The organism is Halalkalibacter suaedae, from assembly GCF_017939705.1.
Classification (GTDB): Bacteria; Bacillota; Bacilli; order Bacillales; family Bacillaceae_D; genus Halalkalibacter; species Halalkalibacter suaedae.
The window spans coordinates 20050-33554 of sequence record NZ_JAGKSQ010000008.1; the positions used below are offsets into that span (position 1 = coordinate 20050).

Below are 13505 nucleotides of genomic sequence, written 5' to 3' on the forward strand. Positions count from 1 at the left end.
AAATGCTTGTATTTAAAGAATTATGGTGGTTTTTTAAAAAGGAAAAGGTAGCATATGGTTTTGGAATTATCGCTTTAGCAATTGTTTCGTTGCTTTCTTTGCTACCTCCCTATGTGATAGGTGTTGTTGTTGATCATATTCTAAGACAGACACTGGATGTTCGAACTCTAGTTATTTGGATTAGTGTTTTAGTAGGTGTCGGTGTTTTTTCTTATTTATTTCGATATCTTTGGCGAATCCTTATTTTCGGTGCATCCATTCGGTTAGCACGCCTCTTACGAAATCAGTTGTACGAACACTTCACAAAAATGTCTCAACGGTTTTATCAGCGGCATCGTACTGGTGATTTGATGGCACATGCTACAAATGACATTCGTGCGGTTCAGATGACTGCTGGCCAAGGTGTCTTGACATTAGTCGATTCAATTACAATGGGTGGGTTTGTTGTATTAACGATGGCTTTCACTATTAGTTGGAAATTAACGCTTATCTGTTTATTGCCGATGCCTTTTATGGCCTGGCTCACTAGCTATTATGGTTCTCTTTTACATAAACGCTTTCATCTAGCACAGTCAGCATTTTCTGATTTGAATGATACTGTACAAGAAAGTGTGACTGGAGTAAGGGTAGCGAAAGCCTTTGGTCAAGAAAAAAGTGAAATAGATCAATTCCGAGCTAAGTCAGAGGATGTCGTAAAAAAGAATGTATCTGTTGCAAGGGTCGATGCATTATTTGATCCTACAATTTCATTTATCGTTGGAATTTCTTATTTTCTAGCTGTTGTTTTTGGAGCTAGGTATGTAATTGCAGAAGAACTAACGATAGGTCAGTTAACAAGTTTTTCAATTTATTTAGGGCTATTAATTTGGCCAATGCTCGCATTTGGATGGTTGTTTAATATTGTAGAGCGTGGAAGAGCTTCGTATGATCGTATACTAGCTATTCTATCTGAAAAACAAGAGATTACTGATGAGCGAGCAGAAGTCTATGAGCGGTTGGAAGGTGATATATCAGTAGATATTAAATCCTTTTCCTATCAAGGAAGTGAAAAGATTTCACTTAGTAATATCAATTTTTCACTGAAAGAAGGTCAAACGCTTGGCATTGTTGGCAAAACAGGTAGTGGAAAGTCGACGTTAATTCGTTTATTGCAAAGGGAATATGATCTCGATGATGGGACGATAACAATTGGTGAACATTCACTTCAAACGTACTCACTTGATCGTCTCAAGCAGGGCTTCGGTCATGTGCCACAGGATCATTTTTTGTTTTCGGCAACAATTGCTGATAATGTTGCCTTTGCTAAACCAACTGCATCGATTCGTGAGATTATAAATAGCTGTCAATTAGCACAGATCCATGAAGATATTGTCAGGTTTCCTCAAGGGTATGAAACGATTGTTGGCGAACGGGGTGTAACGTTATCTGGGGGACAAAAGCAGCGGATTTCAATTGCGAGAGCAGTATTGCCTAATCCAGAGATACTCATTTTAGATGACTCCCTATCAGCAGTAGATGCAAAGACAGAAGAGCAAATTCTTTCTGGATTAAGGGAGAATCGGCAAGACAAAACAACAATTATTACCGCACATCGGCTCAGTGCGATCAAACATGCTGATTTAATATTGGTACTAGATCAAGGGAAAGTGATTGAACGTGGAACTCATACCAACCTAATGAAAGAAGCCGGCTGGTATCGTCGTATGTATGAACAGCAGCAATTAGAGGAGATCGTTGAACAAGGAGGGCGTGCTGATGCAACATAAGGATCAAGTATTAACGAGTAAAGATCAGCAAGCGGTGCTAAAACGGCTTCTTGGCTATGCTAAGAAGCATCGAGTGGCACTATCTTTGGCATTTCTTTTGCTATTGCTTGGAACGGCTGCTGAACTAATCGGTCCAATTCTTGTCAAAATCTTCATTGATGACTACTTGACGCCAAGGGAGTTTCCTTTTGAGCCTCTCCTATGGCTAGCGGTCATTTATATTATCTTACATGTATCGTCAGTTTTTATTACTTATATTCAATCGTTTATGTTTCAGCATATTGCCCTTAAGATTATTCAACAGCTCAGGATCGATGTGTTTTCTAACGTTGAACGTCAAGGTTTGTCTTTCTTCGATCGAACCCCTGCAGGTGCTCTCATCTCAAGAATGACGAACGATACTGAATCAATTAAAGATTTATATGTAACCGTACTCGCGACCTTCGTGCAAAACATTATGTTTCTGATTGGAATTTTTGCCGCAATGTTTTATTTGCATGCAAAACTAGCTTTGTTTTGTCTAGTACTGTTACCAATAATCTTTTTATTAATGCAGCTGTATCGGAAATTAAGTGCTCGCTTTTATGAAGATATGAGTGAAAAACTTAGCATTCTTAATTCTAAAATGAATGAAACCATACAAGGTATGACGATTGTTCAGATGTTTAGACAAGAACAACGCTTAAGAAAAGAATTTAGTGAGGTCAATGATGAGCATATGAATGCAGGGATGAAAAGTATGAAGCTTGATGGACTTTTGCTGCGACCTCTGGTTGATTTAATTTCAATTCTCGCTTTAATTCTGATTTTATCGTATTTTGGTTGGTTGTCTTTCGTTAGTCCGGTAGAAGTAGGGGTCTTATATGCATTTGTAAATTATTTAGATCGCTTTTTCGAGCCGGTCAATCAAATGATGATGCGACTGTCAATGTTTCAACAAGCGATTATTTCAGCCGGGCGCGTATTTAAGTTAATGGATCATAAGGAGTATGCACCTGAGCAAAGAAAATCGGAACAAGCTTTGATCACAGAAGGGGAAATTGAATTCCGTAATGTATCTTTTTCCTACGACGGAGAAACGGATGTTTTGAAGAATATTTCTTTTAAGGCAAAGCAAGGTGAGACGATTGCATTAGTTGGTCATACGGGGAGTGGGAAAAGCTCAATTATTAATTTATTTATGCATTTCTATCCTGTCGAACGAGGCGAAATATTGATTGATGGTTTCGCACTTAATCAATTTAAGAATGAAGAGTTGAGAAAAAAGATCGGGTTGGTACTCCAGGATCCATTTTTGTATAGTGGGACGATTGCTAGCAATATTCGCTTAAGCCGTAAAGAAATAAGCGAGGAAGATATTGTGAATGCAGCAACATTTGTCAAAGCAAATGAATTTATTGAAAAGTTGCCGGAGCAGTATGAAGCTGAAGTAACTGAACGTGGTTCGACCTTTTCAAGTGGTCAGCGTCAGCTTATTTCTTTTGCGAGGACAATTGCAGCAAATCCAAATATACTCATTTTAGACGAAGCAACCGCGAGTGTTGATACTGAAACAGAAGAAGCTATACAAATAGCGTTGAAACGAATGCAGGAAGGACGAACAACGATTGCCATCGCACATCGATTATCAACGATAAAGGATGCAGATCAAATATTGGTGCTTCATAAAGGAGAAATTGTGGAAAGGGGTATTCACTCTGAATTAATCCAAAAAGCAGGACTCTATCAAAAGATGTATAAATTGCAAAGGGGAAAAGAAATAAGTTCAGACTAGTTAATTATAGTTCTTATTATTTGTAGTATAAGAATTAAGTAAATCATCTAACTCTTGGCTTAAAATGAGAACAGCGTTTGAAGACATCCCCTCTTCTTGTGCTGTTTTGATTAATTCAGTTCTTTTACGTTCGATTAGCTCTAGTAAACAATTAATGTTCATGAGGGTGTCCTTTCTACTTTCATTTGTCATAATTATACAAATTTAAGTATTCATTTACAATGGTTTTCTTTGGATTGTCTTATTTCCTAGCATATTGTCTAAATTCATTTGAAACAATTCATTCTTTACTGTATCTTTAAATAGTATGGTTTGTACACGGAAAGGTAGAAAGGGGTGAAAACCTTTGGATGATATCTATATTTATTTAACAACTGTTGGGGCAATTATAATGGGATCGCTAGCAATGGTCATTCGCCTCAAATCGGTAAAGCGTCCTGCATCTGTTAAGAAAATTATTTTGCCACCATTATTTATGTCAACTGGATTCATGATGTTTTTATATGAACCAGCTAGACCGGCAACTCTGCAAGTAATCGAAGCAATTGGAGTGGGCATGATTTTTTCAATTTTACTTATTAAAACATCTGCTTTTGAGATTAGAGATGAACAAATCTATCTAAAGCGTTCAAAGGCGTTTGCTTTTATCCTAGTGGGGTTATTATTAATTCGCATTGTCTTCAAAGTGTTAATAGGAGACGCTATTAATATAGAAGAACTTGCAGGAATGTTTTTCTTACTTGCTTTTGGAATGATTTTCCCTTGGCGTGTATCAATGTATATGAAATACCGTAAAATCGAAAAGGAATTAAGTAAGACTAAACAAAATAGCTATGTTCCAGCTGAAACATAAAAAAGGATGTCTCAAAAGATCGTAATGATTTTTTGAAACATCCTTTTTTTAGGCTCTAAGACGATTCTAGCAATTCATGATATGGACTCATATCAATATTCTTCTCTTTAAGTTTCTTAATAAGAAATTTATGATCACGCTTAGGTGTAGCAAGAATATAACCTTTAATAATATCGTCCTGTGTCAGTACATTGACTTTATCTTTCAGTGCTAATTCACCGATTTTCCCAGCAATTTTACCTTTTGCTACATCTCGAAATAGTTCAGGTACTGGCTCTACAAGATCATTTAGTAACTGTTTTTGTTCGTCGTTCCATAGGTGGAGAGTTTGTTCGATATAGTAATCTTGCCAATCTAGAATTGACTTTCCGTCTTCCTTCGGCAACCGTTTTAGGAATTTGCGGAACATGAAGTACCCACCAATAAACATCATCGTAATTAAGAAAACCGTCCAAAAAACAATAAACCACATAAACCATTGATTAGGCATCACTTTTCACCTCAGCTTATCTTCTTTAATATCCTACCACAAAATGTTGAATTCTGCTATTAGTGATGTTATATCAATGTTACATTTGGTATGATAGATAACTGAGGTGAAAAAATGACATATATAATTTCATATGGAGTGCATTTATTATTTTCGGTCTTTTTCTTTCTATTAATTCCTTTGCCTTATTTAATCAAAGGGAGTCTGGACGAAATAGAACGATTTCAGTTGTTGTTGAAAATATACAAACCAATTATAGCTGGAGCTCATATCGGTGTAATCGTTTCACTGGCTACCGGTATCTTCCTTGCTGAGAGTTGGTTAAGCATTTGGTTTGCTGCTGTTACTATCATTTGGTTAGCGATCAGTGCCTTTTTAGGAATAACAGCTAAACAAATGAGAATCTTATCAGAACAGATCGAGGCAGGAACCAAAATGACCCAAGAAACGATTACTGCCTGTAAGCAATCAAGCTTATTATTAATGGTCACAATTATAATAATGTTTGCTTTGAAGGTGCTTCGTTATTTTTAGATTTGTGTAAAATCCACAAATGAATCGTGGAATATTTTGCTACAATGCACAATGCTAAATAACTAGGAAACGTCTATACTAATCGTATCAACCATTTGATCAGGAGGCGTATAGAATGTTAATTGGTGTACCTAGAGAAATCAAAAATAATGAAAATCGTGTCGCGATGACACCGGCCAGTGTAATGACACTTGTACAAGCAGGTCATCAGGTATTTATTGAAGAAAATGCTGGAATTGGGAGTGGCTTTGAAGATGAAGCTTACCGTTTAGCAGGAGCAGAGATAATCGCTGACCCAGCACAATTATGGAAAACAGTGGATATGGTTATGAAAGTTAAAGAACCGCTTTCCTCAGAGTATAAGTACTTCCGTAAAGGTTTAATTCTCTTTACGTATCTTCATCTTGCTGCAGAACCTGAGCTTGCAAAAGCACTTATTGAACATGAAGTTACAGCAGTTGCATATGAGACTGTTCAGGTTGGTCGAACATTGCCATTACTTACTCCAATGAGTGAAGTAGCAGGAAGAATGGCTTCACAGATTGGTGCTCAATTTCTTGAGAAGCCACATGGTGGTATGGGTGTACTCCTATCCGGTGTGCCGGGAGTTAGCCGCGGTAAAGTAACTATTATTGGTGGAGGGGTTGTAGGGACGAACGCAGCCAAAATAGCAATGGGTTTAGGTGCTAATGTAACAATCATGGATTTAAGTCCAGAGCGTCTTCGTGAGCTTGATGATTTATACGGGAATGATCTTCAAACCATGATGTCAAATCCATTAAATATTGCTGAAGAAGTGGCGACCTCTGATTTGGTTATTGGTGCGGTTTTAATTCCTGGTGCTAAAGCTCCAAAATTAGTGACGGAAGAAATGATTAAGCAGATGAAGCCAGGTGCTGTTGTGGTCGATGTAGCAATTGACCAAGGGGGAATATTTGAAACCGTTGACCGTATTACAACCCATGATCAACCAACTTATGTGAAGCACGATGTTGTTCATTATGCTGTAGCCAATATGCCAGGTGCGGTTCCGCGCACTTCAACGATTGCACTAACGAATGTGACGATTCCTTATGCCTTACAAATCGCCACAAAGGGTGTACAGAGAGCATTATCAGAAAACCCTGCATTGCTCTTAGGATTAAATGCAGCTACAGGTGCAATTACGTATGAAGCAGTCGCAAGAGACTTATCTTTAACATATTTTCCAGCATTACAAGCAATCGAAAAGCTATAATAACTACGAAAAGCAGGGCATTGAGTAAGGGAACGTGTTCCTTGTTCAGTGTCCTATTTTTGTATGAGTTATGGTAAGATATAACTACTGATAATGTGAAGAGGATGAGGGGAACGGAAATGGAAAAAGAAGAAGTAGAGGTTATTTTGGATCAGCTTCGCAGTGGTGAGCTAACCTTTTACCGCGTAAAGAAAGAAGATTTTCTATCATTTCGTGATGTGTTTATTAAACAAGCAGATATGATTGATTTTAGAGGAAACGCCCAACACGGTGGAGAAACGATCTATACCTACGAACCTAATTGGACGAAATAAGCAAAGGGTACCAAAAGGAAGAATGACCTTTTGATACCCTTTTTTTAATCATTAAAGAACGTAAGCAGATCCAACGATCACTAGTAAAATGAACAATACAACAATCAACGCGAAACCGCCGCCAGCATAGTGACTCATCATACATTCCTCCTTTTTTTGTTACACTTTATCCTATGTTAGACATTTCATTTTGTTTGGATGAATGCCTAACTTTTTCATTTTCAATGAACTCAAATTATGCGATATACGCAGATCCAACAATCACTAGTAAAATAAACAACACAACAATCAACGCAAAGCTGTTACCGCCAGTAAAATGTGTCATGTGTAAATCCTCCCTTTTGGTTGATTCTAGATATTCCTATGTCAGCAGGACTACAATTGGGTGGGCGTTCGTCTAATAAAAGTAAAACTGGTGAATCTGCCTAGATCAAACTAGCAGCATTGGAATTCGGCTGAAGGACTTTCTCGACATTTGCTCAACGTATCTTTTCACAACTTAGCCCATCAAGAATAAACTATAATGTCGAAATGGTTGGGGGTGGAAAGATGCTATTATTTAATAATGAAGCAATTGAAGAATATCAATTAGCTCCGTGGAAACGTGATGCGATCAAACAATTTAATCGAAAAATGACTGATAAGGACAATCCTTTTCCTTGTATTCCTGCAACGCAAGGTTACGCTTTAAAGCATTTTAAATATGGTTTTGTTGCTGATCCTAGAACAGATCATTCTATTGACGAATTAGCCGCTTTATTGACTGAGTACACAAAGCATTCTAAGAACTATGGAAAATACACTTCCCTAGTTGTTTTTTATGATACGTCTGACAATTTGGCTAATCAGGATGTAATTCAATTAGAGCAGTTGTTTTGGAAGCAGCTTAATGGTTTAACTGAACGTGATCAATGTCTCTGGCCAGAAGATGTTCCGGCAGATCCACATGATTCACTTTGGGAATTTTGCTTTCATGATGAACGGTATTTTATGTTCTGTGCAACACCTGCCCATAGCAATCGCCAAAGTCGATCATTTCCTTATTTCATGCTAGGTATTACACCACGGTGGGTGTTAGACAAATTTCATTCCTCGCCAATGTTAGCAAACAAAATTAAATCAGAAATACGTCATAGGTTAGAAAACTATGATTCGATTCCTACCCATCCTGATTTAAATAGCTATGGTAAGAAAGATAATTATGAGTGGAAGCAATATTTTCTACATGATGATAAATCATCGCTATCACAATGCCCTTTTCATAGCTTATGGTCAAAGGAGAAGGATAAATAATTGAGAGCCTCATAATTATAGATGTCTGACGTGCATTGCTCCTAACAGAGAACTTTGATCAACCGATTGATGACAGCTACACTCGGAGGATGAAGACGAAGCAGAACGTCTGAGACTGAGCCGTCATTTCATCGAATGTATCGTTAACGGTAAAGAACCAATCTCGAACGCACTATCTGGTTATACAAATAATTTAATCCTAAGTCCGATATATGAGTCATCACGAACTGGACGTGAAGTCGTACTAAATTAGGACGTTTTGGGAGATATAATAGGTTGAAATCAAACATTTAAAGAAACAGTTGTGTGCTCATTAGGAGAGCATACAACTTTTTTATTTTTGCAATTAAAGCTCTCTTTCCGCAGAAATAAACTTGAAAATATACTATACTATTAAACAATGAAACAATATGTATACATGACTGAACGTATAGGAGTTTAAAAATGAATTTCATTTTGATTGTACTACCAGCATTTATTATATTTGCGGTTGGGTTTATTGGCCAAAAGAAAATTGGATTTGACCCGAAATCTGCTTCTGTAATTGCGATATACTTAATGTCACCGTTTCTAGCCTTTCGAACCTTTTATATGAATGAGATCACGGTTGATTACGTGTATATTGTTAGTTTTTGTTTGTTGCTTTGTTTTGGGTTGATTGGGATTACGTTAATTGTCAGTAAATTAATGAGGTCGTCTCAATCGAAAACATCTGCCTTTGTGTTGTCTGGAGTATTTATGAACAGTGGCAATTATGGTGTTCCTATAATGTTGTTTTCCTTTGGAGAGATTGGGTTTGATTATGCGGTCATTATGATGGTCATTCAATCATTTTTGATGAGTACAGTTGGTTTATATTATGCAGCAAGAGGAAGTAGGGGTGGCGATAGTGTTCGGGAATCCTTATTAAAGGTAGCTAAAATGCCGTTGCTGTATGGTGCAGCTCTAGGTCTAATGTTTCAAGTACTGTCAATTGAAACACCACTCTTTATATTTCAAGCGGTTGATATGATTGCAGATGCGACGATTCCAACAATTATGATTGTACTCGGTATGCAGCTAGCAACGATCAAACGCCAGAAAGTACAAATGAAGGAACTGTCTTTTATTATACTAATGAGAGTGATCATTTCACCGCTTGTTGCTTATGTGATCATCTTAGCTCTATCGATTGAAGGGGAGTTAGCAACCATCCTTCTTATTCTATCTGCAATGCCTTCCGCTGCTAACACAACGATGTTTGCTGTGCAATTTGACACTGAACCTGACCTTGTCTCATTCAGTACTCTAGTCACCACGGCATTAAGTATTATTACAATCCCTTTCATGCTAATGCTTTTAAGCTAAAAAAGGTGAATCAAGGACCGTGAGAAACGATCTTGATTCACCTTTTTTTAAACAGCGACATTTGCTGTCGTTGCTTTTTCTGGTTTCTTGGCAATCGAGGCACAGATGATTCCGATTACCGGAAACAGTAATGTCATTAGTAACACAGGCGTGTAACTATGAAACAAGTCATAACCCACCCCAAATGGTAACGGCCCAAATGCAGAAGCAATCACTCCAATTGTTGCAGCGACGCCTTTAATACTTCCAATGTATTTGCGGCCGAAATAATTGGGCCAAATGATAGCAAAGGTAATTCGCTCAAGTCCTCCTGCCGTTCCCCAGAGGATCCCAAAAATAATGGCAAAAGTAAAATTCTTTGTTACTAGCAGCATAAGCAATAACATAATCTCAATTACGAAAATCAGTAAGACTAATAGATTTGTTTTCACTTTTTCCAAAATGAAGCCTGACGCAAAAGAAATAGGGAAACCAACGATCGCCATTAAACTTAAAACGGTTGCAGCAATTTGTGGACTTAAACCATTTTCTCCGAGAATGGAGAGGAGGTGAAAGGTAATACCTGTGTTTACTAAGGCTGGGATACCAACACAAATTAATATGGCCCAGAAAGCTACAGTTTTCCTTGCTTCCTTCAATGTCCAATTTTCCTCGGATACAGGAATTACTGTTCCAATTGTCTCACTTGTTTGATCTTGTTTCTCGACTTTGCCATCAGGGACTAAGCCGATATCCTCTGGCTTGTTCCTAACACCTAGTAAAACAACGGGGACAAATAAGAATAATAGAAGACAGCCCCAGACTTGCCATGATGTTTGCCAGTCCCATCTGCTAATCATCCATGCATTTGCTACAGGGAAAAAAGCTGCACTTGCAAAGCTACCTATTGCCATAAAACTTAAGGCGCGTCCTCGCTTAACGATAAACCACTGTGGAACAAGTGTCCCTGGAATAAGCGACATGCTTCCTTGACCGAATAATCGTATCATAAAGAATCCAATCGCCATCATCCAAATGTTTGAAACGAAACTGTTAAAGAAGCAAGCTAAACCAAGAACGGTCCCGACAATCACCATCATTTTTCGTTGACCTAATTGATCAATGAGGCGACCGACGAAAAACATTAAAATACCAGCACAAAAGGTCGCAATTGAGTAGATCCCCGAAACTTCTGAACGTGACCAGCCAAAATCAGCAATATATTGGTCAATATAGACGGAATTTGAATACGTTTGCCCGGGCCCTGAGAAAAAGACTCCAAACCCTGCAATGAAGACGATCACCCATCCGTAATAAAAGGATTGTGACATTCGTTTAATCATGTTGAACACCCCATTTGTAGTTTCAAAGGTCATAAAAGAAACTATACCATATTTCAGTTATTTTTAGTCCCGAAAATTACAATAATGCATTAATTTCAGACTTGCATATTCTCATCCTTATAAAAACATTTGTTGTATTTAGGTGTGAATCAGCTAGCTTATTTATCTTTTTCCGACAGAAGACTCCCCGGACTCAAGAAGATAGTATTATTGTGACTTAGATCACTGAATAGGTTTAGAAAAATCAATTAAAGTGAAGATAAAAATAAAAGAAATATCTGACTGAATGGCTACGACAAATCGTTCATATATTTAAAGGGAGTGAGTTGTATGTATAATAAAATACTCTTAGCTGCTGATGGGTCTAAGCATTCTCTTCGTGCTGCTGAAAAAGCCATTGGATTGGTGAAGAAAAATCAAGGGGTTATTGATATTGTATATGTTGTAAGTGGCACTGATTCAAAAGCAGACGTTCTTCACTATTCAAGTAAGGAGGAAATAAGAATTCGTCGAAAAGAAAAATTAGCTGAACTTGAAGCACTCCTTCAGAAAGAAGCTGCTACATACGATATTCACATTTTACACGGAGAGCCAGGTCCAACGGTTGTCGATTTTGCTAATAACAATCCCTATGACTGTGTTGTAATCGGAAGTCGTGGGCTTAATCAAGTACAAAGTTTAGTGCTTGGAAGTGTTAGTCATAAGGTTGCAAAGCGAGTCGAGTCACCAGTACTGATCGTTAAGTAAAAGTGAGGAGGGATAGCTTGTTTAAAAAAATATTACTACCGACAGATGGATCAGAGCATTCACAACGTGCAACAGAGAAGGCAATTGGACTTGCTGAATTATTTGATGGTGAAATTGAAGTTGTATTTGTCGTTGATAGTAAAAAATCAAAAAATGACGTTCTCCACAATACAAGTAAAGTTGAAATAGAGCTTAATCGTAAGGAAATGCTAGCACCTGTTGTACAACAAATGACGAAAGCTGGTATTCCATTTACTACAGAATTTCTAAATGGTGAGCCAGGTCCTACGATAGTCGAGTATGCTAATAATGGGGACTATGATGTCGTCGTGCTTGGGAGCAAAGGATTAAATAAATTGCAGACTATGGTTCTAGGTAGTGTAAGTCATAAAGTAGCTAAGGATGTAAAGTGTCCAGTGATGATTGTAAAATAAGAATAGTAGCTAAGACCTGTTCAAATGAAAAGTCTACTAAATTGGGTGAACAATTTCTATTTAGTAGTCTGTAGTTTGGACAGGTTTTTTAATTTAATTGTTTATGTATTCTATTCTACAGTAGATATGATACTATTTTAATGAAAACGCTTAGATCATGAAGGAGGAGAACGTATGTTATTTAAAACAGGCGATCGCATTTTATTCATCGGTGACAGTATTACGGATAGCGACCGAAGAGAGGATCATGATGAACGACTAGGTTGGGGATATGTTCGAATGATTAGGGATTACTATCAAGCATCCTATCCTAATACTAGAATGAACATTGTTAATCATGGGATAGGTGGAGACAGAGTCACTGATTTACAATCTAGATGGCAAGAGGATGTAATTAAGCATTCTCCAGACTACGTATCGATCTCAATTGGGATCAACGACGTATGGAGACAATTAGATAGTCCGGAAATGAAACAAGTCTATCCAGATCAATTTAAAGAGGTCTATACTGAGCTACTAAAAATCGTCAAGGAGAAGACTTCAGCCCAAATAATCTTAATGGAGCCTACAATCATTGAGGAAGATATTGAAGCAAAAGGCAATCTCTTATTAAAGGAGTATGTTCAAGTTATCCATGACTTAGCTAAACAGTTCGAAGCGATTATTGTTCCAACACACCAAGCATTTATCACTTATTTGAAAGCTGACAGTAAAGTGAGTATAACAACAGATGGAGTACATATGAACTCGATTGGAAATCTGCTAATGGCCAAGACATGGATAGAGAGTTGCCATGAAGCTCAGAGGAAATGATTATTTAGGTATACCTGGAGGAATGAAGTAGGGTGGAATTCGAATCCATCCTCTTTTTCTCATTAACACTTTTAATGTTGAACCAAAGCTGACCATTTCTAGATAAAACTCAAGCCATAATGCCCCAACATCTGTTCGAACGGCTTGTGCTTGTCCAGCAGCACTATTTGTTAGGGCGATGACGAGCTTCATTGAAACACCATTTGCAAGTTCGTCATCATTTAGCTTAACACCAAGAGGAATAGCATTAATTTCAGTTTTTGGTTTTTGTGCAGGTAATGATGGTAATGGTACACCTTCTTTTATTAGAAATGCTTCTAAGCGCTTCGCTTGTGACTCACACATTTTTAACGCATCTGTTAACATTTCCTTTAGATCTTGATCTTCTGACGTGTTCAGCCCGATTTCTTCATATCGAATAAATTCATTAATTGCAGTGTAATAAACCCAAAGTGTGGACACTTCCCCTGTATGGAGGGGAGGCTTAGGTTCGTTATCCACGGTTGTCTTAAATGAATGAAACAATGATTCAAACACATTAGGCATAGTAGTACCTTACCTCCTTTTAAAAGTAGTGTGCC

Annotated in this window: 17 protein-coding genes; 11 read left to right on the top strand and 6 right to left on the bottom strand. The window is 37.6% G+C overall.

Features of this window, described 5'->3' with window-relative positions:
- Positions 1-2: 2 nt before the first annotated feature.
- Together J7W16_RS17015 and J7W16_RS17020 are read left to right on the top strand one after the other, a co-directional pair.
- Positions 3-1766 carry an ABC transporter transmembrane domain-containing protein gene (locus J7W16_RS17015; RefSeq protein WP_210598681.1) on the top strand — a complete coding sequence of 588 codons (1764 nt, stop codon included), beginning with the start codon at positions 3-5 and terminating at the stop codon, positions 1764-1766.
- Positions 1756-3540: an ABC transporter ATP-binding protein gene (locus J7W16_RS17020; RefSeq protein ID WP_210598682.1), complete on the top strand. Its 1785-nt coding sequence runs from the start codon at positions 1756-1758 to the stop codon at positions 3538-3540. The genes J7W16_RS17015 and J7W16_RS17020 overlap by 11 nt, the downstream gene beginning before the upstream one ends.
- On the opposite strand, the gene J7W16_RS17025 is transcribed toward J7W16_RS17020, so the two are convergent.
- On the bottom strand, positions 3541-3702 hold the full coding sequence (locus tag J7W16_RS17025) for an aspartyl-phosphate phosphatase Spo0E family protein (protein WP_210598683.1): 162 nt from the start codon (positions 3700-3702) through the stop codon (positions 3541-3543).
- Between the two features lie 184 nt (positions 3703-3886).
- Between J7W16_RS17025 and J7W16_RS17030 the strand changes: the two genes are divergently transcribed.
- Complete coding sequence (locus J7W16_RS17030) at positions 3887-4393, top strand: CcdC family protein (protein ID WP_210598684.1); 507 nt, start codon at positions 3887-3889, stop codon at positions 4391-4393.
- A gap of 55 nt (positions 4394-4448) precedes the next feature.
- Here J7W16_RS17030 and J7W16_RS17035 read toward each other — a convergent pair whose 3' ends face one another.
- A complete protein-coding gene (locus J7W16_RS17035) occupies positions 4449-4883 on the bottom strand; it encodes a DUF2621 domain-containing protein (protein WP_210598685.1) in 435 nt (144 codons plus the stop codon).
- A 114-nt stretch (positions 4884-4997) separates the two neighbouring features.
- Between J7W16_RS17035 and J7W16_RS17040 the strand changes: the two genes are divergently transcribed.
- The 3 genes from J7W16_RS17040 to J7W16_RS17050 all read left to right on the top strand — a co-directional run bounded on the left by J7W16_RS17040 (position 4998) and on the right by J7W16_RS17050 (position 6968).
- Positions 4998-5417, top strand: a complete 420-nt coding sequence (locus tag J7W16_RS17040; protein ID WP_210598686.1) for a hypothetical protein — start codon at positions 4998-5000, stop codon at positions 5415-5417.
- A gap of 115 nt (positions 5418-5532) precedes the next feature.
- Positions 5533-6654, top strand: coding sequence for an alanine dehydrogenase (gene ald, locus J7W16_RS17045; RefSeq protein ID WP_210598687.1), 1122 nt, complete (start codon positions 5533-5535; stop codon positions 6652-6654).
- Positions 6655-6773: 119 nt separating this feature from the next.
- Positions 6774-6968 carry a hypothetical protein gene (locus tag J7W16_RS17050; RefSeq protein ID WP_210598688.1) on the top strand — a complete coding sequence of 65 codons (195 nt, stop codon included), beginning with the start codon at positions 6774-6776 and terminating at the stop codon, positions 6966-6968.
- A 51-nt stretch (positions 6969-7019) separates the two neighbouring features.
- Here J7W16_RS17050 and J7W16_RS17055 read toward each other — a convergent pair whose 3' ends face one another.
- Both J7W16_RS17055 and J7W16_RS17060 read right to left on the bottom strand, forming a co-directional pair.
- Positions 7020-7106, bottom strand: a complete 87-nt coding sequence (locus tag J7W16_RS17055; protein ID WP_210598828.1) for a YjcZ family sporulation protein — start codon at positions 7104-7106, stop codon at positions 7020-7022.
- A 97-nt stretch (positions 7107-7203) separates the two neighbouring features.
- Positions 7204-7293 (bottom strand): YjcZ family sporulation protein, encoded by a 90-nt coding sequence (locus J7W16_RS17060; RefSeq protein WP_210598689.1) that lies wholly within the window; start codon positions 7291-7293, stop codon positions 7204-7206.
- A 224-nt stretch (positions 7294-7517) separates the two neighbouring features.
- On the opposite strand from J7W16_RS17060, the gene J7W16_RS17065 reads away from it, so the two are divergent.
- Entirely contained in the window at positions 7518-8261 is a 744-nt protein-coding gene (locus J7W16_RS17065) for a YqcI/YcgG family protein (RefSeq protein WP_210598690.1), read from the top strand.
- 444 nt (positions 8262-8705) lie between these two features.
- Positions 8706-9608: an AEC family transporter gene (locus J7W16_RS17070; RefSeq protein WP_210598691.1), complete on the top strand. Its 903-nt coding sequence runs from the start codon at positions 8706-8708 to the stop codon at positions 9606-9608.
- 47 nt (positions 9609-9655) lie between these two features.
- On the opposite strand, the gene J7W16_RS17075 is transcribed toward J7W16_RS17070, so the two are convergent.
- Positions 9656-10930 (bottom strand): MFS transporter, encoded by a 1275-nt coding sequence (locus J7W16_RS17075; protein WP_210598692.1) that lies wholly within the window; start codon positions 10928-10930, stop codon positions 9656-9658.
- A gap of 330 nt (positions 10931-11260) precedes the next feature.
- Between J7W16_RS17075 and J7W16_RS17080 the strand changes: the two genes are divergently transcribed.
- From J7W16_RS17080 to J7W16_RS17090, 3 genes are all read left to right on the top strand, one after another.
- A complete protein-coding gene (locus J7W16_RS17080) occupies positions 11261-11677 on the top strand; it encodes a universal stress protein (protein ID WP_210598693.1) in 417 nt (138 codons plus the stop codon).
- Between the two features lie 17 nt (positions 11678-11694).
- On the top strand, positions 11695-12111 hold the full coding sequence (locus J7W16_RS17085; RefSeq protein WP_210598694.1) for a universal stress protein: 417 nt from the start codon (positions 11695-11697) through the stop codon (positions 12109-12111).
- A 174-nt stretch (positions 12112-12285) separates the two neighbouring features.
- On the top strand, positions 12286-12924 hold the full coding sequence (locus J7W16_RS17090; RefSeq protein WP_210598695.1) for an SGNH/GDSL hydrolase family protein: 639 nt from the start codon (positions 12286-12288) through the stop codon (positions 12922-12924).
- Here the strand turns inward: J7W16_RS17090 and J7W16_RS17095 are convergent, their stop codons facing one another.
- Entirely contained in the window at positions 12925-13470 is a 546-nt protein-coding gene (locus tag J7W16_RS17095; RefSeq protein ID WP_210598696.1) for a DUF3231 family protein, read from the bottom strand.
- Positions 13471-13505: the final 35 nt, after the last annotated feature.

Bases quoted from the DNA above. Each gene is read 5' to 3' on its own strand.
- J7W16_RS17015 (WP_210598681.1), top strand. From the start codon at position 3: ATGCTTGTATTTAAAGAATTATGGTGGTTTTTTAAAAAGGAAAAGGTA.
- J7W16_RS17020 (WP_210598682.1), top strand. From the start codon at position 1,756: ATGCAACATAAGGATCAAGTATTAACGAGTAAAGATCAGCAAGCGGTG.
- J7W16_RS17025 (WP_210598683.1), bottom strand. From the start codon at position 3,702: ATGAACATTAATTGTTTACTAGAGCTAATCGAACGTAAAAGAACTGAA.
- J7W16_RS17035 (WP_210598685.1), bottom strand. From the start codon at position 4,883: ATGCCTAATCAATGGTTTATGTGGTTTATTGTTTTTTGGACGGTTTTC.
- J7W16_RS17040 (WP_210598686.1), top strand. From the start codon at position 4,998: ATGACATATATAATTTCATATGGAGTGCATTTATTATTTTCGGTCTTT.
- ald (WP_210598687.1), top strand. From the start codon at position 5,533: ATGTTAATTGGTGTACCTAGAGAAATCAAAAATAATGAAAATCGTGTC.
- J7W16_RS17050 (WP_210598688.1), top strand. From the start codon at position 6,774: ATGGAAAAAGAAGAAGTAGAGGTTATTTTGGATCAGCTTCGCAGTGGT.
- J7W16_RS17055 (WP_210598828.1), bottom strand. From the start codon at position 7,106: ATGAGTCACTATGCTGGCGGCGGTTTCGCGTTGATTGTTGTATTGTTC.
- J7W16_RS17060 (WP_210598689.1), bottom strand. From the start codon at position 7,293: ATGACACATTTTACTGGCGGTAACAGCTTTGCGTTGATTGTTGTGTTG.
- J7W16_RS17065 (WP_210598690.1), top strand. From the start codon at position 7,518: ATGCTATTATTTAATAATGAAGCAATTGAAGAATATCAATTAGCTCCG.
- J7W16_RS17070 (WP_210598691.1), top strand. From the start codon at position 8,706: ATGAATTTCATTTTGATTGTACTACCAGCATTTATTATATTTGCGGTT.
- J7W16_RS17075 (WP_210598692.1), bottom strand. From the start codon at position 10,930: ATGATTAAACGAATGTCACAATCCTTTTATTACGGATGGGTGATCGTC.
- J7W16_RS17080 (WP_210598693.1), top strand. From the start codon at position 11,261: ATGTATAATAAAATACTCTTAGCTGCTGATGGGTCTAAGCATTCTCTT.
- J7W16_RS17090 (WP_210598695.1), top strand. From the start codon at position 12,286: ATGTTATTTAAAACAGGCGATCGCATTTTATTCATCGGTGACAGTATT.
- J7W16_RS17095 (WP_210598696.1), bottom strand. From the start codon at position 13,470: ATGCCTAATGTGTTTGAATCATTGTTTCATTCATTTAAGACAACCGTG.